Raw genomic sequence first — 17,498 nt, 5'->3', positions numbered from 1 at the left:
GGCGCGCGCATTCGCGGACTTTGCGCGAATGCGCGCGCCTCTCTGGGGCGAGCGATCAGAAGTCCCAGAAGGACGCCACCCAGCGAAAGGCATCGCCATCGACGGCGACGCGGCCGACCGAGGGGAAGGGCAGGTGCGTCGCCACCAGATATTCGCCGCTCGCCGCGGCGTCCTGCAACAGGCGGACGCGGACGCGGACCGATTCCTCGGGGTCGTGCTCGAAGCCGTTGTGCCAGTCGGGATGGTCGAAGCCGACGGGGAACAGCGCATCGCCCGCGAAGGTCAGCCGTTCGCCGCCCGATGCCACATGGACGACGCAATGTCCCGGCGTATGGCCGCCGGTGAGTTTGGCGACGACGCCCGGCGCCACCTCGCGCTCGTCGTCGAAGGTCCGGATGTTGGGGCTGTACGCCTCGATGAACTGCACGGCGGTTTTTCGCAGGACCTCCGGTACCGGGTTCGGCATCGCGGTCTGCTCGAAATCGGGGGTGCGCCAGAAGGCGACTTCGGTCGCCGTGACATGGATTCGCACATCGGGGCGCAGGCGCTTCTTCACATCCTCGACCAGCAGCCCGCCGACATGGTCCATATGCATATGGGTGATGACGATGTCGGTGACCGACGCAAGGTCGATCCCGGCCGCCTCCAGCCGTTTGGGGAACTGACCGGCGCGCGGGAAGCCGGGGAATTGCCCGCCAAGCCCCGCATCGACGAGAATGGTCTTGTCGCCGCTGCGTAGCACGAGAACGTTCAGCGCCCAGTCAAACATGTCGGGTCCGACGAACATATCCTTGAACCATTCGGCGCGAACCGCAGGGTCCACGTTGGTGGCCATCGTTTCTGTCGGCAGCGGTAGCACGCCGTCGCTGACCACGAGAACGTCGATCTCGCCGACCCGCAGCGCATAGCGCGACGGGACCAGTTCCTCGAAGCCCGATGCCTCGGGCGTTGCAATAATGTCCGGTTTCATGTCTCGATCCTCCAAAGCGCCGTCTCAATCACGACACCCTGGAGGCTATGGGGAGGACCGCTTCCGGTCGATTGGATCGAAGGATCGGTCGGAATATACCATCGGATAGGTCTTGCTGCCGGGATCGGGAGGTCTGACCTGCTACAGGTCTGCCATGAGGTTTGGAGCCGCTGGAAATCGGAAGTGCTCGGTATTTGCTGTACGGCGGCTCTGTCCTAAAATCTTTCTGAAGCAGCCTGACCGGGATCGGCCAGTTTGACCTGATGGCAGCGGCTGTTCTGTTTAGGCGATTCATCAGGGAATGGAGAATTTCTAGCGAAATCGGGGATTCAGGGGGCTTCGTCGGGATGGCAAGATAAAGCTACGGCACCCCTGTTGCCGTAAGCCATTGTCTGCACATCCTTTTTATGAGATTTTAAGGAGTGCCGCGCTGCTGGAGGCGGTGCCGGTGCGCCGAAAATCGGCGGTTTTCCAGCATATCTGGCAGTGCCGGTTTCGATAAGGGGCGTGGATTCGATACAAGCCCCGCCATCCCTTCGAGCGGCCGATTCAGCCGTTCATTTTGGCCCTGGCCGCGCCAACCGCACGATCTTGCTCCCCCTGTCACCAATGACGAAACCAGCCCAAGCGTTCATCAACGCGCGGCGCTTGTCGAAAAAATCGGTGCGACGGTATGCGGCTTCCACCTCGTTGGGCACGGCATGGGCCAGCGCAGCCTCCGGCACCTCGCGCGGAAAGTCGGTTTCATCGGCGGCCCAATCGCGGAACGCGGAGCGAAAGCCATGCACGGTAAAGGGCGCGCCCATATCGCGTATCGCCTTGGTCAGCGTCATGTCCGATAACGGACCGCCATTTCGCGAAGGGAATACAAGATCGCTGTTCTTGCCTTTGAACGGCGCCACATCCCTCAGGAGCGCAACGGCGGCGGGCGACAGCGGAACGCGATGGCCCTTGCGCGCCTTCATCCTTGCGGCGGGGATGCGCCATTCAGCGGCTTCCAAATCCATTTCGGCCCATGTCGCGCCCCGCGCTTCGCCGCTGCGAACGGCGGTAAGGATTACCAAGCGCAAGGCCAGCGCTCCCATGCCGCCCTTTTCGCCCAGCCGGGTCCAGAACGCAGGCACGTCGCGATAAGGCATCGCCTGAAAATTGCCGCGCTCCGGCTGCTTGGGCAGACGGTCGCTGACAGCGGGGGCCAGCGTCCCAGCGAACAAGGCGCCATCGGGGCGAGCGAAACGCAGGATGCGGATTATCAGGGTGCGGACCTTTTTCGCCGTCACCGGCTTGCCCAGCCAGATGGGTTTCAAGCAGTTCGCGATCCTGTCGGCGTCGATGCTCTGCACCTGCAACCGGCCCAGCGTGGGAAAGGCGTAGGTCCGCAGGTGTGCGAGTTGCTGACGCTGGCTGACGTCGGCGAGTTTGGCGTTATCCGCCCGCATTTCGAGGAAGGCCATTGCGGCTTCGCGGAACGTGCGAGTCAGTTCCGTTGGCGCATTGATCGCGAGGATCGGATCGTGCCCCGCCACCATCGCGGCCTTGACCATCTGGGCCTTGCCCCTTGCCTCCGCCAGCGACACCGCGCGCAAGCTGCCAAGTCCAATATCGCGGCGCTTTCCATTCTGCTGAACACGGGCGATCCAACTCGCTTGCCCCGAATCGCGCACGGAAAGGAACAATCCGTTGCCGTCATGGTGACGCCCCGGCTTTGAGAGCGCGGACTTGATGTGCGCCTGCGTGAGTCTGCCCATTCCCTTACTCCAGTTCGAGAATGTATATTCACCACTTTATTACCCACACAATAGCACGGATAGAGGCGGATGGCAACAAACGCCCTCGGACAAGAAGGGCCTTATTTATCAGTTATTTCAGGGATTTTTTGGACGACGGCGGACGCCCCCGAACATGGTCTTGGATGCCCCGCGAGGATTCGAACCTCGATAGACGGAATCAGAATCCGTAGTCTTACCATTAGACGACGGGGCAATGAGGCGGGCGCAATATGATTGCGCGGCGCGCCTGTCAAGGCCGCTGCGCCCCCATGCAACAGCCCGCTTGCTCTGGCGCATTTCGCCGCTAGCATCATCCTCAAGGAAAAGGGGCCGCGTCCCGGCGCAGGCGCCCGATCATGGAGGTGGACTGATGCGTCATGTCGCGATCGTCGGGTCGGGTCCGGCGGGCTATTATACCGCCGAAGCCTTGCAAAAGGCCGAGGATATCGCGATCGACGTCATCGACCGGCTGCCCGTTCCCTATGGGCTGATCCGCACCGGGGTCGCCCCCGACCATCAGTCGATCAAGGCGGTGTCGCGCCGTTACGAGGGGGTCGCGCTCACCGACAATGTCCGCTTCGTCGGCCATGTCTCGGTCGGCGGCGACGTCGGCATCGACGAACTCACCGAGCTGTACGACGCGGTCGTGCTTGCAACCGGCGCGCCACACGACCGGCCGCTCGACATCCCCGGCGCCGACCGGCCGGGGGTGATCGGCAGCGCCGCCTTCGTCGGCTGGTACAACGGCCATCCCGATTTTGCGGCGCTCGACCCGCCGCTCGACGCGCCGGGCGTGGTGGTGATCGGCAACGGCAATGTCGCGCTCGACGTCGCGCGCATCCTCGCCAAGACCCCGGCCGAATTCGCGGGCAGCGACATCGTCGCCCACGCGCGCGACGCGCTGTCGGCGAGCGCGGTGCGCGAGATCCACATTCTCGGCCGCCGCGGCCCGCACCAGATCGCGATGACCCCCAAGGAACTCGGCGAGCTCGGCCATCTCGAACGCGCCGCCCCGCGCGTCGACCCCGCCGACCTGCCGCCCGAAGGCGACGACGCGATGCTCGAGCCGGGGATGCGCAAGTCGGTGACGCATCTGCGCAGCTTCGCCGCCAATCCGGTCGCCAAGCCGGTGACGATCGACTTCGACTTCTTCGCCATGCCGGTCGCGATCGAGGGTGCCGCAAGCGGGGACGGCCGCGTCCAGCGCGTCATCGTCGAAAAGACCGAGCTCGACGCGGACCTCCGCAGCCACGGCACCGGCGAAACCTATGCGATCGAGGCGGGGCTGGTCGTGAGCTGCATCGGCTATCAGACCCCGCCGATCCCCGGCGTCCCCTATGAGCATGGCCGCGGCCGCTTCGCGAGCGACGAGGGGCGCATCCTGCCCGGCCTCTACGCGGTCGGCTGGGCGCGGCGCGGGCCGTCGGGGACGATCGGCACCAACAAGCCCGACGGCGCGCGGATCGCCGAGCTGGTGCTGGAGGATATCGGCCGCGGCGCCGGCAAGGCGGGACGTGCGGGGCTCGACGCGCTGCTCGCGAGCCGCGGCGTCGCGCCGGTCACCTTCCGCGACTGGCGCCGGATCGAGGCGGCCGAGGTCGCCGCCGCGATCGACGGCAACCCGCGCGAGAAATTCACCAGCGTCGAGGCGATGCTCGCCGCGATCGGGCGGTGACGCCGCGCGCCGCCGGCTTTTGGCGCAGCGCGCTGCGCTGGCTGCTCACGCTTGCTTACGCCTATGCGGGCTATCGCCATCTGACCACCCCCGCGCCGTTCGTCGCGATCACCCCGCCGTGGGTGCCGCAGCCCGCACTCGTCGTCGCCGCGACCGGGATCGCCGAACTGGCGGGCGCGCTGGGGCTGGCGATCCCGCGGACGCGCAAGGCGGCGGGCTGGGGCCTCGCGCTCTATGCGCTCTGCGTCTGGCCCGCGAATTTCCACCACGCCTTCGCGCATGTCGCGATCGGCGGCACGACGCTCGGCTGGGGATATCACGCCCCGCGCCTCGCCGCGCAGCCGCTGATCATCTGGTGGGCGCTATGGGCGAGCGGCGCGGTGGATTGGCCGTTCCGAACGAAAGAAAAAACTTAGGTATCATCGTCATTGCGAGCGGAGCGAAGCAATCCAGGGCGGTTTACGTCTGCTCTGGATTGCTTCGCTCCGCTCGCAATGACGAACCTGCTGACGCGACCTTATTCCGCCACCGGCGTCTCGATCGGCGGCTGGCCCTTCTGGCTCGCGGCATAGGCCTCGACCGCCTTGAGCACGCGCAGCATGTTGCCGCTGGCGATCTTTTCGAGGTCCGCCTGGCTGTAACCGCGCCGCGCCAGTTCGACGAACAGCGCGGGATAGCCCGATACGTCCTCCATCCCCACGGGCGCCGAATCCATCCCGTCATAATCGCCGCCAAGCCCGATATGGTCGACCCCGATCGTCTTCCGGATATGGTCGATATGGTCCGCGACCTTCGCGACATCGGTCGTCGGCGCCGGATGACCCGCGTCCCACGCCTTGAGCCCGGCCGCGGCCCCGGCGGGATCGCCCGGATACATCGCCTTCAGCCGCGCCTGCTCGGCGGTGCGCGCAAGCCCCTGCGCGCGGACATCGGCGTCGAGGAAGCTCGGCAGCAGCACGACCATGATGACGCCGCCGTTCGCCTTGACGAGCGGCAGCACGCTGTCGGGGACGTTGCGCGGGTGCGGGTTGATCGCGCGGACGCCCGAATGGCTGAACATCACCGGCGCCTTCGACGCGGCGATCGCGTCCTTCATCGTCGCCTCGCTCGTGTGGCTCAAATCGACGATCATCCCGATGCGGTTCATCTCGCGCACCACCTGTACCCCGAAATCGGTGAGCCCGTCGTGGGCAGGCGCGTCGGTCGCGCTGTCGGCCCAGGCGATGTTCCGCGAATGGGTCAGCGTCATGTAGCGCGCGCCGAGGTCGTACATCTGGCGCAGCACCGCCAGCGATCCGCCGATCGAATGCCCGCCTTCCATGCCGATCATCCCGGCGATCTTCCCCGCCTTCATCGCCTTTTCCAGCTCGGCGCTGTTCGTCGCGAGCATCATGTCGTTCGGATAGCGTGCCACCAGCCGCTTGGTCACGTCGATCTGCTCGAGCGTCTGCTGGATCGCCTGCGGCTCGTCGGGGTTGGCGGGCACATAGACCGACCAGAATTGCGCCCCGACATGGCCCTTGCGCAGCCGCTGAAGATCGGTGTGCATCGCAATCACCGGCGGATCGGCGTCGGGCCGGGCGGTGCCGGTCGTGTCGCGGAAATCGAAATTGTTGATCATGTCGCGCAAGCGCTCGCGCAATTGTTCGGGCACGTCGTTATGCCCGTCGAACACCGGCGCCTTTTTGAGCGCGGCTTCGGCGACCGCCTCGGGCGATTGCTGCGCCAGCGCAGGAACGGAAACAAGAGCGAAAGCGGCGAGGCCAGCGAGCAGGATCGATTTTATCATGGGTGCGACCTTAAGGAACAAGGCGCAGAAATCGAGCCGAAATTTGTCGTCTGCACGCGACCGCAAGGTCGCGCTTATGATACTCACACAAAGACACAAAGAGTGCGGTGCAGACGCGCGCCGCCCTCTTTGTGTCTTTGTGTGAGAATATTTTAAAGGCGCCTTCGGCGCGGTCCAACTTGACGTTAGCGTCAACCCGGCGCAGCATCCCCGCATGACAGCTTTCGACGACTGGCGCGCCCGTTCGCCCTATTATGACGAAACCCACGAGGCGCTCGCGCAAAGCGTCCGCCGCTTCGTCGCGCGCGAGATCGCGCCGCACATCGACCGCTGGGAGGCCGAGGGCGAACTGCCGCGCGAGTTGCACAGGAAAGCCGCCGAGGCCGGCATTCTCGGCCTGCGCTACCCCGAACAATATGGCGGGCATTCGGAAGGCTTCGACAATTTCCACAGCCTCGTCCTGACCGAGGAACTCGCCGCGGTCGGCGCCGGCGGCCTCGGCGCCTCGCTGATGACCCACGGCATCGGCCTGCCCCCGATCCTCGCGCTCGGCTCCGAGGAACTCAAACAGCGCGTCGCGCCGCCGGTGCTCGCGGGCGAAAAGATCATCGCGCTCGGCATCACCGAGGCGGGCGGCGGCAGCGACGTCGCCAACCTCAAGACCACCGCGGTCAGGGACGGCGACGATTATGTCGTCAACGGCGGCAAGATGTTCATCACGTCGGGGATGCGCGCCGACTGGCTGACCTGCGCGGTACGCACCGGCGGGCCCGGGGCCGCGGGCATCTCGCTCCTCCTGATCGACATGAATTCGCCGGGGGTCGAGCGGACCCGGCTTGACAAGATGGGCTGGCGCTGCAGCGACACCGCCGCGATTCACTTCGGCGACGTCCGCGTCCCCGCATCAAATCTGATCGGCTCCGAAAACGGCGGCTTCATCGGCATCATGCGCAATTTCAACAGCGAGCGGCTCGGCATGGCGATGGGCTGCTGCGCCTACGCCCGCGTCGCGCTCGCCGAAGCCGCCGAATGGGCGCAGAGCCGCGAAACCTTCGGCAAGCCGCTCGTCGGCCACCAGTCGATCCGGATCAAGCTCGCCGACATGGAGCGCCAGATCGAGGCGACGCAGGCGTGGGTCGACCTCGCCGCCTGGCAGGTCCGCGAGAACAAGGCCCGTCCCGCCGACTTTGCGATGCTGAAAGTGCAGGCAACGCGGATGCTGGAAGCCGTCGCACGCGAGGCGGCGCAAATCCTCGGCGGCGCCTCCTATATCACCGGCAGCAAGGTCGAGCGCATCTACCGCGAGGTCCGCGTCAACGCGATCGGCGGCGGCAGCGAGGAAATCATGCTCGACCTCGCGGGCCGGCAATTGTTCGGGGGCGGACGCTGAACCTCAGCGCGAGGAACGCAAACTCCGTTCGCCGCCTGTCCGTGCCAGGCGTTCCACAAGCGCCACGCGCCGATTATGCGCAGCAGCCGCACCATCCAGCTCGTCGGCAAGTTCATAGCCGGCGCGGCGCTGCAGATGGCTCAGCAACTCCGCCCGCGCTTCCGGCGGGTGGCGCGACATCTCGTCGGCCAGCGCGTCGATGATCCATGACCAGGCCTCGGCTTCGCTGTCGTCCAGCCGATGCGGATGCGCCGGTGTTTCGGCGCTTGCGGCCTCCCCGGCTGCTGCGACAGGGGTCCATATGACGGGCACTGCACAGGTCTTTCGCCATTCCATCTGCAAAAACGCGCTGACCCAGAGCCCGAAATAGCCCCCCCAGACGAGCACCCACACGATATGTTCGCCGATTGGCAATGGCGTATCGGACAAGGCCCGATTGGTAACATAACGTAGCACCAGCATGATCAGCGAGGCCCCGGCGACATAGAGCGCCAGCATCGCCGGACCACCGGCCTCGGCCCGCGACCGCATCGCCGCCCGCAGCACTTGCGCGTACAGCAGCGTGCCCCCCGCGATCGACACCAGGCGAACATCGCTCATCCATAAATAGCGCTCGCCGAACACGGTCTGCGCCCACGCCGAAAGCACGAGATAGGTGAAGCTTCCGAAGAGGCCTACCCAAAGCATAAAGCGTCCGGAGCCGCGGTCCGGGGATGATGATTGCAAGGTCTGGTACATGCCGAAAGCGATAGTCAATCCATTGATCTTGCGAAAGCAACAGGCGACCAACCGTCGGTGTTTTGGCACAAACAGCATCCTTTGATCCTCCCGCTTGCCAAAAGGGGATGGCATGGGCGATGTTCGGTGCGACGTGACGCGCGGCAGGTAATCAGGAAACAGACGATGGAAATATTCGACACGGTGGGGGATGGTCAGGGCGGCTGGGCCGATGCGGCAGCCGGCGAACTCGATGCGATGATCGATCTTCGCCGCGCGATTCACCGCGAACCCGAACTGGGCCTCCAGAATCCCAGGACGCTCGCAAAGATCAAGGAGGCGCTCGCCGGGCTGCCGCTCGAATTTCGCGAAGGGTCGTCGACCACGGGGCTGATCGCGATCCTGCGCGGGCCCGCGAACGGGCGCACCGTGCTGCTGCGCGGCGACATGGACGCGTTGCCGCTGGTCGAGGATACGGGGCTCGACTTCACCTCCGAAACCAGCGGCGCGATGCATGCCTGCGGGCATGACACCCATGTCGCGATGCTCGTCGGCGCCGCGAAGCTGCTCTGCGCGGCGCGCGAGCGGCTCGCGGGCACGGTGATGTTCATGTTCCAGCCGGGCGAGGAGGGGCATCACGGCGCGCGCTTCATGCTCGACGACGGGCTGATCGACCCGCTCCCCGACGCCGCCTTCGCGCTCCACATCATGCCCAATGCGCCGCACGGCGTCTTCGCGGGGCGCGCCGGGCCGCTGCTCGCCTCGTCCGACGTGCTGTCGATCATAGTCAAGGGCGCGGGCGGCCACGCCTCGATGCCGCAAGACGGCATCGACCCGATTCCCGTCGCCTGCGAGATCGTCTCGGCGATCCAGACGATGGTCACGCGGCGCATCTCGGTCTTCGACCCCGCGGTGATCACGATCGCAAAGATCGCGGCGGGCACGACGAACAACATCATCCCCGAAACCGCCGAGATGCTCGGCACGATCCGCACCCTGTCGCCGCACCGCCGCGCGATGGTCGCAGCGGAACTGAAGCGCCTCGCCCCCGCGATCGCCGAAGCGCATGGCTGCACCGCCGAGGTGCATATCGAGGAAGGCTTCCCCGTCACCATCTGCGACAGCCGCGCCGTCGCCTTCGGCCAGTCGGTGGTCGAGGAGACGTTCGGCGAGGAGGCATGGCTGACCATGGACAACCCCGTGATGGGCGCCGAGGATTTCTCCTACGTCCTCGAAAAAGTCCCCGGCGCGATGTTCTGGCTCGGCGCCAGCGAGCAAGGCAGCGACTGGCGCCAATGCTGCGGCCTGCACAGCAATCGCATGGTCCTCGACGAAAGCGCCATGGCCCGCGGCGCCGCCCTGCACGCAGCGCTGGCGGAACGGTTCTTGAACGAGGGATTCGGTTAAAAGAAAATCTCACACAAAGACACAAAGAGGACGGCTTTATCGCGTAAGGTCCCCATTTGCGATCCGACGAACCCCTTCCTTGAACGTGGCTCCGCCAAAATTGATCAATAAGCCGAGCGGCAGGTCGAGCAGGCGCAAATAGGTCAGAACCTGTTTGCTGTGGAGCGGCGATAGCCGCTCCACCGATTTCAATTCGATCAGCAGCCTGCCTTCGAGCATCAGATCGGCCCGAAAACCTTCGGCCAGTTCGAGGCCGTCGTATCGAATGGGAATGGGCTTCTGTCGTTCGACATGGATGCCGCGGCGCGCCAGCTGATCTGCCAGAATCGCTTCATAGGCCGATTCCAGCAACCCCGGCCCCAGATTTTGATGAAGGCGATATCCGCAGTCGACCACGATGCGGGCTATCTCCTCGACATTCGATCGCATGAGCAGCCCTCTTTGTGTCTTTGTGTGAGATTATTACGGCACCAGCACCGTATCGACCGCTTCCGCCGCGAGGTCGGGATAGTCGAGCGTATAGTGCAGCCCCCGGCTTTCCTTGCGATGAAGCGCGCTCCGCACGATCAGTTCGGCGCACTGGAGCAGGTTGCGCAGCTCGATCAGGTCGGTCGTGACGCGGAAATGGCCGTAATATTCGCCGACTTCGCCCGACAGCATGTTGATGCGGTGCTGCGCGCGTTCGAGCCGCTTGGTCGTGCGCACGATGCCGACATAGTTCCACATGAAGCGGCGGATTTCGGTCCAGTTCTGCTTGATGACGACCTCTTCGTCCGAATCGGTGACGCGGCTTTCGTCCCACGGCCGGATCGCGGGCGGGGCGCCCAGTTCGTCCCAGTGGCGGGCGATATGCTTCGCCGCCGCCTCGCCAAAGACGAAGCATTCGAGCAGGCTGTTCGACGCGAGGCGGTTCGCGCCGTGCAGCCCGCTCTCGGTCACTTCGCCCGCCGCATAGAGCCCCGGAAGGTCGGTGCGCCCGTCGAGGTCGATCAGCACGCCGCCGCAGGTATAATGCTGCGCGGGCACCACCGGGATCGGCTGCTTCGTCATGTCGATGCCGAGCGTCAGCAGCTTTTCATAGATGTTTGGGAAATGCCCGGCGACGAAATCGGGGTCCTTGTCGCTGATGTCGAGGTGGACGTAATCGAGCCCGAAGCGCTTGATCTGATCGTCGTTGGCGCGCGCGACGATATCGCGCGGCGCGAGCTCCGCGCGCGGGTCGTAGTCGGGCATGTAGCGATGCCCGGTAACCGGATGCTTCAAGATGCCGCCCTCGCCGCGCACCGCCTCGGTGATCAGGAAATTCTTGACCTCCAGATTGTAGAGGCAGGTCGGGTGGAACTGCATCATCTCCATGTTGGAGACGCGGCAGCCCGCGCGCCACGCCATCGCAATGCCGTCGCCGGTCGCGCCCCTGGGGGCGGTCGAGAATTGATAGACGCGCCCCGCCCCGCCGCTCGCGAGAATCGTCGCGCGCCCGACATGCGCGTGAACCTCGCCGCTCTTTTCATCGAGCGCATAGACGCCCCAGACGCGCCCCGAGCCCGAATAGCGTTCCTCGTGCCGCCCGGTGATTAGGTCGATGCACGCCTGCCCCGGCAGCAAGGTGATGTTCGGATGCGCCTCTGCGGTCCGCAGCAGCGCCGCCTGCACCGCCCAGCCGGTCGCATCGTCGACATGGACGATGCGGCGGTGCGAATGCCCGCCTTCGCGCGTCAGGTGGAGCGCGCCTTCCTCCTTGTTGAAGGCGACCCCCATCTCGATCAGCCGCTCGATCGCGTGCGGGGCATTCTCGACCACGAACTCGACGGTCTCGCGCCGGTTGAGCCCCGCGCCCGCGACCATCGTGTCCTCGATATGATTCTCGAACGTGTCGCCCGCGTCGAGCACCGCCGCGATCCCGCCCTGCGCCCACGCGGTCGACCCGCCGGTCAGTTCGCCCTTCGCGAGCACGAGCACGCGGCAATGATCGGCGAGCGCGATGGCGGCGGTCAGCCCCGCGGCGCCGGAACCGACGATGATGACGTCGTGGGAAACTTCTGCTGCCATCAGATCAAACCTCTATGTCCGTTCGTGTCGAGCGAAGTCGAGACACCCCCCGACCTGTCCCGAAAGGTGTCTCGACTTCGCTCGACACGAACGGAAAATGGAGGCTATCCATTCGCCGCCCGCGTCAAATTCAGGAACACATCCTCCAGATCGGCTTCGCGCGTCGAGACGTCGACGATGCCGTGCCCCATCGCGTTCACTGCCGCGAGCACTTCACCCGCGTTCACCCGGTCCTTGTTATAGCTGATCGCAAGGCCGCGCTCGCCCTCGCGCTCGACCTTGTCGAAGGCGGGGTGCGAGGGCAGCACCGTCACGTCGGCGTCGAGCGTCACCAGCACCACCTTCTCGCGCGCCATGTCGACCAGTTCGCGCGTCGGCTTGTTCGCGATCAGCCGGCCGTGGTTGATGATCGCGATGCGGTCGCACAGCTCCTCGGCCTCTTCCAGATAATGCGTCGTCAGCACCACGGTAACGCCGCGATCGTTGAGCGACTGCACATATTCCCAAAGCTGCTGGCGAAGCTCGATGTCGACGCCCGCTGTCGGCTCGTCGAGGACGATGATCGGCGGCGAATGCACCATCGCCTTGGCGACGAGCAGGCGGCGCTTCATCCCCCCCGACAAGGTGCGGGCATAGGCATCGCGCTTGTCGGCAAGATGCACCGCGGCGAGCAGGTCGTCCGAAATGCGCCGGTCCTTGGGCACGCCATAAAGCCCGGCCTGATTCTCCAGCGTCTCGAAGGGCGTGAAAAAGGGATCGAAGACGATTTCCTGCGGCACGATGCCGATCGAATATTTGGCGTTGCGCGGGTCGGCGTCGATGTCGAAGCCCCAGATGCTCGCCGATCCGCTCGTCTTGTTGACGAGTCCCGCGAGGATGTTGATCAGCGTCGACTTGCCCGCGCCGTTCGGCCCGAGCAGCCCGAAGATTGTCCCTCGCGGCACCTCGAAGCTGACCTTGTCGAGCGCCTGCTTGCCCCCGGCATAAAGTTTGGAAACGGCGTCGATGCGGATGGCGGCTTCACTCATGGCGGCTTCCATAGCCGCGCGGCTCGACGGGCGAAAGGCGCGATTGATGGGTGAGCGCCGCGTTAACGCTAAATTGGAAAGTCGCCGCTAACAGCAAGGGCGTGAGGACCAGCCACATCTTTCGCCCGCTGCCCGTGCAGCGCGGCTTCGCCGCTTTTGCGCTTCTGCTCGCGCCCGCCGCCGCATCGCCGGCGCTGGCGCAGACCGGCGCGCAGGGCCAGGCCGACGCCATCGTGCTGCGGCCGCTTTCCTTCTTTCGGGTGGGCGATCTCGATTTCGGCAGCATCATCGCCTCGGGAAGTGCGGGCACGGTACGGCTCGCCCCCGACGGGACGCGCACGCGCACCGGCGGCGCAACGCTCGTCGGCAATGACGGCGAACCCGCGCGCTTCGCCGGGCTCGGCACCCCGAATCGCCAGGTCAATATCTCGCTCGGATCGAACACGATCTGGATCACCGGCCCCGGACAGCGGATGCGCGTGCGCGATTTCGAGATTGGCTCGACCCCGACCGCGATCCTCTCGACCGCCCCGACGCGCTTCGTCATCGCGAGCGCGCTCGGCAATTATAATTTCCCCGTCGGCGCGACGCTCGAGGTCGGCGCGAATCAGGCCCCGGGCGATTATGCCGGCACCTTCACGATCACGCTGAACTATCTCTGACAGGCGATTGCCCTTTTCCTTCGTCACCCCGGACTTGATCCGGGGTCCATTCGGCGTTTTCTCGCAGGCGGGGGAGGAATGGATGCTGAATCACGTTCAGCATGACGAAGCGGGAGACCGATTGCCCAGCCTCGCGACCCTTGCTAAAGGCGCAGCGATGACCCAGCCCGCACCCGAGACGATCCGCACGCCCAAGACCCGCATCGCCTGTGACGGCACCGGCGACGGGCTCGCCAATGCCGCGCTCGGCCATCCGCGCGTGTGGCTGGAGATCGACCCCGACGAAGGCTTCGTCGACTGCGGCTATTGCGACCGGCGCTTCGTCCTGACCGGCGGCGTAGCCGACCACGGTTAAGCGCGGCCGACCACCGCCAAAGGTTAAACCCGGCTTCACCATCCCCGCGCATCATCGATTCATGCCCTGATTCTATAAGTCTGTTCCAGACAGGAGCAGAATCGTGGGGATTCGAGGGACCAACTACAAGCGAGCGGCGCTCCGCCGCCTCGCTTTCGCCGCCGCGGCGGCCAGCGCGTTCGCGGGCCATCCGGCCTATGCCGCCAACCAGACGGGTACCGCGACCAGTGTCGTCGTGCGCCCGAATACGCTCGTCAAAAGCAACGATCTCGATTTCGGCACGCTGATCAGCGGTCCCACCGCGGGCACCGCGACGATCAGCCCGACCACCGGCGCACGCACCACCACCGGCGGCGTGACCGCGGTCGGCGCGACGGCCGAGCGCGCGGTGTTTCAGGGCACCGGCGGCTTCCTGCTGATCACGGTTACCGGCGACGACAGCGTCACCCTGACCCGTGCCGGCGGCGGCACCATGACCGCCAGCCTGGCGCGCGCGATCACGACGAGCGGCGGCGGTGTCACGCTTCTCGGTTCCTCGACGACGCTGCTGCCTAGCGGGGTGCAAACCTATTATGTCGGCGGCACGCTGACCGTCCCGGCGAACCAGACGCCGGGCGACTACAGCGGCACCTTCACGCTCACCGTCAATTATTTCTGATAGCCGTCATTGCGAGCGAAGCGAAGCAATCTCCAGCCATCGGCGTCGCGCAAATTCGATGGCTGGAGATTGCTTCGTCGCGATGCTCCTCGCAATGACGAAGCCCCCTTTGCGCTGGGCCGTAGCTGTCCCTATATCACGGGAATGACAAGCCCGACCGACCCCCGCCGCTTCCTCTATCGCGCCGACGCGCTCGACCCCGATCTCGCGCAGAAACTCGCGCGCGAAGCCTTGGCAAAGGCCGACGACGGCGAGCTCTACCTGCAATATCGCGCGACCGAGAGCTTCGGCTTCGACGACGGGCGCCTCAAGACCGCCGACTATTCGACCGATGCCGGGTTCGGCCTGCGCGCCGTTTCGGGCGAGATGACGGGGTTCGCCCACGCCAGCGACGTCAGCGCCGGGGCGATCCGCCGCGCCGCCGAAACGCTTGCGCTGCTCGACCCGGCTAGCCAAGCCCCCGCCGGCCCGCCGCCGCGCACCAACCGCCACCTTTATGACGAGGCGAACCCGCTCGACCTCGTCCCCTTCGCGAAGAAGGTCGAGCTCTGCCAGAAGGTCGACGCCGCCGCGCGCGCACGCGATCCGCGCGTCGTGCAGGTGTCGGTCGCGCTCGCGGGAAGCTGGTCGGTGGTCGAGATCGTCCGCGCCGACGGTTTCCTCGCCACCGACATCCGCCCGCTCGTCCGCCTCAACGTCTCGATCGTCGTCGAGGAGAATGGGCGGCGCGAGAGCGGCTATTTCGGCCTCGGCGGCCGCTATATGTACGATCATCTGTTCGAGGAGGCGCAGTGGAACCGCGCAATCGACGCGGCGCTCGATCAGGCGCTCGTCAATCTGCGCGCGGTCGACGCCCCCGCGGGCGAGTTCACCGTGCTGCTCGGCCCCGGCTGGCCCGGCGTGCTGCTGCATGAGGCGGTCGGCCACGGGCTCGAGGGCGATTTCAACCGCAAGGGCACCAGCGCCTTTTCGGGCCGCATCGGCGAACGCGTCGCGGCGCCGGGCGTCACCGTGATCGACGACGGCGCGATGGAGAGCCCGGTCGGCGGCGGCCGCCGCGGCTCGCTCAGCATCGACGACGAGGGCACCCCCACCGGCGAGACCGTGCTGATCGAGGACGGCATCCTTAAAGGCTATATGCAGGACCGCCTCAACGCGCGGCTGATGGGGGTCGAGCCGACCGGCAACGGCCGCCGCGAGAGTTTCGCCCACGCGCCGATGCCGCGGATGACCAACACCTTCATGCGTGGCGGCAACGACGATCCCGCCGAACTGCTGAGCCGCGTCAAGACCGGCATCTTCGCCAAGAGCTTCGGCGGCGGACAGGTCGATATCGTGTCGGGCAAGTTCGTCTTCTCCTGCACCGAGGCGTACAAGATCGAAAACGGCAAGCTCGGCGACTCGATCAAGGGCGCGACGCTGATCGGCGACGGCCCGAGCGTGCTGACCAAGGTCACCGGCATCGGCAACGACATGGCGCTCGACGAAGGCATCGGCATCTGCGGCAAGGGCGGCCAGAGCGTGCCCGCCGGGGTGGGTCAGCCGACCCTGCTGGTCAGCGGGCTGACGGTGGGCGGCACGGCGTAGCCACAATATCCGACGTCATTGCGAGCGAAGCGAAGCAATCTCCAGCCATCGTCCTTGAACGAGACCCGATGGCTGGAGATTGCTTCGTCGCTACGCTCCTCGCAATGACAGCATAGTGTGACTCCGCTCACTTGGCGGACGCCCTTCCCGCGCCTATAAGCGCTTCAAACATAAAAAGTCTTGGGCCGCATCGTTATCCGCGGGAGAGTTGCTCTCCCGGAAAAGGGAGGATTTCATGCGTTCGAGTCTGCGTTTCATCTCCGTCGCCGCGATCGCGGCGATGCTTGCCGCCGTTCCGGGGTCGGCGCAAAAGACCAGCGGTCCCAAGGAACGCTATGAAATGGACGTTGCGACGATGTCGGGCTTCGCCGCGATGGCGGGCGGGCGCGGCGGCATCGGCGGCGCGATGGGGATGATGTTTGGCGGCGATCCGTCGACCAAGGTCGCCTATCTGCTCGACCTCCGCCTCGGCTCGAATCAGGACGCCAGCGCGCCGCCGCCGAAGGGCGACCATTTCTTCCTACCACAGGCAAAGGTCGGCAAATCGCTGCCGCTGATCGCGCCCGAACGCGGCAAGGAAGAGGTGCCGCAGACGTTCGAGCGGCCGAAGGGGCGTCTGCTCCTCTATTGGGGGTGCGGTGCGAAAGCCGGTCCGGGCCAGCCCGTTGTCATCGATTTCGCGAAGGTCGCCGCGGGCCAGATGCCGCCGGGCCTGATGTCGAGCGCGGTGCCGATCATCCGCGAGGTGTCGGCGGCGAACAGCCGCTCCTATGCCCATTGGCCCAACGGCAAGGGCGGCAAGCAGCCCCCGTCGGGCTCGTCGCTACTCGGCGCGCACAAGGTGACGAGCAATTTCGGGCCTGAAATCAACTTCACCCTCGCGCAGGATTATATGCCGGGGCTCCAGGCCTCGACCGCGATCCAGCCCGACGGGTCGGTGATGATCCGCTGGGGCTCGCTTCAGCCCGCGACCGGCTATGCCGCCTGGGCGTTCGGTGGGATGGATCGTGCGGGCAGCGGCGGCGACGTCGTCTGGTGGACGAGCAGCGCGACGAAGGAGTTCGGCGGCGGCCTGTGGGACTGGCTGCCGCCGTCGGTGGTCGCGAACCTGATCACGAAGAAGATCGTCATGCCGCCGTCGCAGACGAGCTGCCAGATTCCCGCCGAGGTCAAGAAGGCGTCGGGCGAAATGATGGTCGGCAACCTCAACGCTTTCGGCCCGGAGGCCAACTTCTCCTATCCGCCCAAACCCGCGGGCAATGCGGTCTGGAACATCGACTGGACCGCGAAGGTGCGTTTCCGCTCGCAGACGATGCTGCTCGTCGGCGCCGATTTCGGCGGCATGGGCGGAGCAAGCGGCGGCAGCGGGAGCACGCCCGCCGAGCCCGCGAAAAAGAAGAAGTGCAAGGGGCCGCTCGGCATTCCGCTGCCGACCTGCTGAT

16 protein-coding genes and 1 tRNA gene are annotated in these 17,498 nt (G+C 65.8%); 9 read left to right on the top strand and 8 right to left on the bottom strand.

Annotated elements, in window-relative coordinates; translation table 11 throughout:
• Positions 1 to 55 precede the first annotated feature (55 nt).
• The 3 genes from VHO04_RS07870 to VHO04_RS07860 all read right to left on the bottom strand — a co-directional run bounded on the left by VHO04_RS07870 (position 56) and on the right by VHO04_RS07860 (position 2,953).
• On the bottom strand, positions 56 to 970 hold the full coding sequence (locus tag VHO04_RS07870; protein WP_329627804.1) for an MBL fold metallo-hydrolase: 915 nt from the start codon (positions 968 to 970) through the stop codon (positions 56 to 58).
• Positions 971 to 1,527: 557 nt separating this feature from the next.
• Positions 1,528 to 2,718, bottom strand: a complete 1,191-nt coding sequence (locus VHO04_RS07865; RefSeq protein WP_329627803.1) for a tyrosine-type recombinase/integrase — start codon at positions 2,716 to 2,718, stop codon at positions 1,528 to 1,530.
• Positions 2,719 to 2,879: 161 nt separating this feature from the next.
• Positions 2,880 to 2,953: transfer RNA gene (locus VHO04_RS07860), tRNA-Gln, on the bottom strand.
• A 156-nt stretch (positions 2,954 to 3,109) separates the two neighbouring features.
• Here VHO04_RS07860 and VHO04_RS07855 point away from each other — a divergent pair.
• A complete protein-coding gene (locus VHO04_RS07855; RefSeq protein WP_329627802.1) occupies positions 3,110 to 4,414 on the top strand; it encodes an FAD-dependent oxidoreductase in 1,305 nt (434 codons plus the stop codon).
• The gene (locus VHO04_RS07850; RefSeq protein WP_329627801.1) at positions 4,411 to 4,830 is read left to right on the top strand and encodes a DoxX family protein; all 420 of its coding nucleotides are present in this window, start codon (positions 4,411 to 4,413) and stop codon (positions 4,828 to 4,830) included. The genes VHO04_RS07855 and VHO04_RS07850 overlap by 4 nt, the downstream gene beginning before the upstream one ends.
• A gap of 101 nt (positions 4,831 to 4,931) precedes the next feature.
• Here VHO04_RS07850 and VHO04_RS07845 read toward each other — a convergent pair whose 3' ends face one another.
• Positions 4,932 to 6,203 carry a dipeptidase gene (locus VHO04_RS07845; RefSeq protein ID WP_329627800.1) on the bottom strand — a complete coding sequence of 424 codons (1,272 nt, stop codon included), beginning with the start codon at positions 6,201 to 6,203 and terminating at the stop codon, positions 4,932 to 4,934.
• Between the two features lie 214 nt (positions 6,204 to 6,417).
• Between VHO04_RS07845 and VHO04_RS07840 the strand changes: the two genes are divergently transcribed.
• The gene (locus tag VHO04_RS07840; protein ID WP_329627799.1) at positions 6,418 to 7,593 is read left to right on the top strand and encodes an acyl-CoA dehydrogenase family protein; all 1,176 of its coding nucleotides are present in this window, start codon (positions 6,418 to 6,420) and stop codon (positions 7,591 to 7,593) included.
• 3 nt (positions 7,594 to 7,596) lie between these two features.
• Here the strand turns inward: VHO04_RS07840 and VHO04_RS07835 are convergent, their stop codons facing one another.
• On the bottom strand, positions 7,597 to 8,409 hold the full coding sequence (locus VHO04_RS07835; protein ID WP_329627798.1) for a hypothetical protein: 813 nt from the start codon (positions 8,407 to 8,409) through the stop codon (positions 7,597 to 7,599).
• An 87-nt stretch (positions 8,410 to 8,496) separates the two neighbouring features.
• On the opposite strand from VHO04_RS07835, the gene VHO04_RS07830 reads away from it, so the two are divergent.
• A complete protein-coding gene (locus VHO04_RS07830; RefSeq protein WP_414713093.1) occupies positions 8,497 to 9,717 on the top strand; it encodes a M20 metallopeptidase family protein in 1,221 nt (406 codons plus the stop codon).
• A 36-nt stretch (positions 9,718 to 9,753) separates the two neighbouring features.
• On the opposite strand, the gene VHO04_RS07825 is transcribed toward VHO04_RS07830, so the two are convergent.
• The 3 genes from VHO04_RS07825 to VHO04_RS07815 all read right to left on the bottom strand — a co-directional run bounded on the left by VHO04_RS07825 (position 9,754) and on the right by VHO04_RS07815 (position 12,794).
• On the bottom strand, positions 9,754 to 10,146 hold the full coding sequence (locus VHO04_RS07825; RefSeq protein WP_329627797.1) for a GxxExxY protein: 393 nt from the start codon (positions 10,144 to 10,146) through the stop codon (positions 9,754 to 9,756).
• 33 nt (positions 10,147 to 10,179) lie between these two features.
• Complete coding sequence (gene nadB, locus VHO04_RS07820) at positions 10,180 to 11,766, bottom strand: L-aspartate oxidase (protein ID WP_329627796.1); 1,587 nt, start codon at positions 11,764 to 11,766, stop codon at positions 10,180 to 10,182.
• 104 nt (positions 11,767 to 11,870) lie between these two features.
• Positions 11,871 to 12,794 carry an ABC transporter ATP-binding protein gene (locus tag VHO04_RS07815; RefSeq protein ID WP_329627795.1) on the bottom strand — a complete coding sequence of 308 codons (924 nt, stop codon included), beginning with the start codon at positions 12,792 to 12,794 and terminating at the stop codon, positions 11,871 to 11,873.
• A gap of 101 nt (positions 12,795 to 12,895) precedes the next feature.
• On the opposite strand from VHO04_RS07815, the gene VHO04_RS07810 reads away from it, so the two are divergent.
• The 5 genes from VHO04_RS07810 to VHO04_RS07790 all read left to right on the top strand — a co-directional run bounded on the left by VHO04_RS07810 (position 12,896) and on the right by VHO04_RS07790 (position 17,497).
• Positions 12,896 to 13,456, top strand: a complete 561-nt coding sequence (locus VHO04_RS07810) for a DUF4402 domain-containing protein (RefSeq protein WP_329627794.1) — start codon at positions 12,896 to 12,898, stop codon at positions 13,454 to 13,456.
• Positions 13,457 to 13,613: 157 nt separating this feature from the next.
• Positions 13,614 to 13,811 carry a zinc-finger domain-containing protein gene (locus VHO04_RS07805; RefSeq protein WP_329627793.1) on the top strand — a complete coding sequence of 66 codons (198 nt, stop codon included), beginning with the start codon at positions 13,614 to 13,616 and terminating at the stop codon, positions 13,809 to 13,811.
• Positions 13,812 to 13,914: 103 nt separating this feature from the next.
• Complete coding sequence (locus VHO04_RS07800; protein WP_329627792.1) at positions 13,915 to 14,469, top strand: DUF4402 domain-containing protein; 555 nt, start codon at positions 13,915 to 13,917, stop codon at positions 14,467 to 14,469.
• A 144-nt stretch (positions 14,470 to 14,613) separates the two neighbouring features.
• Positions 14,614 to 16,056 (top strand): metalloprotease TldD, encoded by a 1,443-nt coding sequence (gene tldD / locus VHO04_RS07795; protein ID WP_329627791.1) that lies wholly within the window; start codon positions 14,614 to 14,616, stop codon positions 16,054 to 16,056.
• A gap of 235 nt (positions 16,057 to 16,291) precedes the next feature.
• Entirely contained in the window at positions 16,292 to 17,497 is a 1,206-nt protein-coding gene (locus VHO04_RS07790) for a hypothetical protein (RefSeq protein WP_329627790.1), read from the top strand.
• The last annotated feature ends 1 nt before the right edge of the window (position 17,498 follow it).

It is taken from the genome of Sphingopyxis sp., from assembly GCF_036261875.1.
Taxonomy (GTDB): Bacteria; Pseudomonadota; Alphaproteobacteria; order Sphingomonadales; family Sphingomonadaceae; genus Sphingopyxis.
The sequence above is the reverse complement of the archived record's forward strand: the minus strand, read 5'-3'. Positions and strand labels throughout refer to the sequence as shown.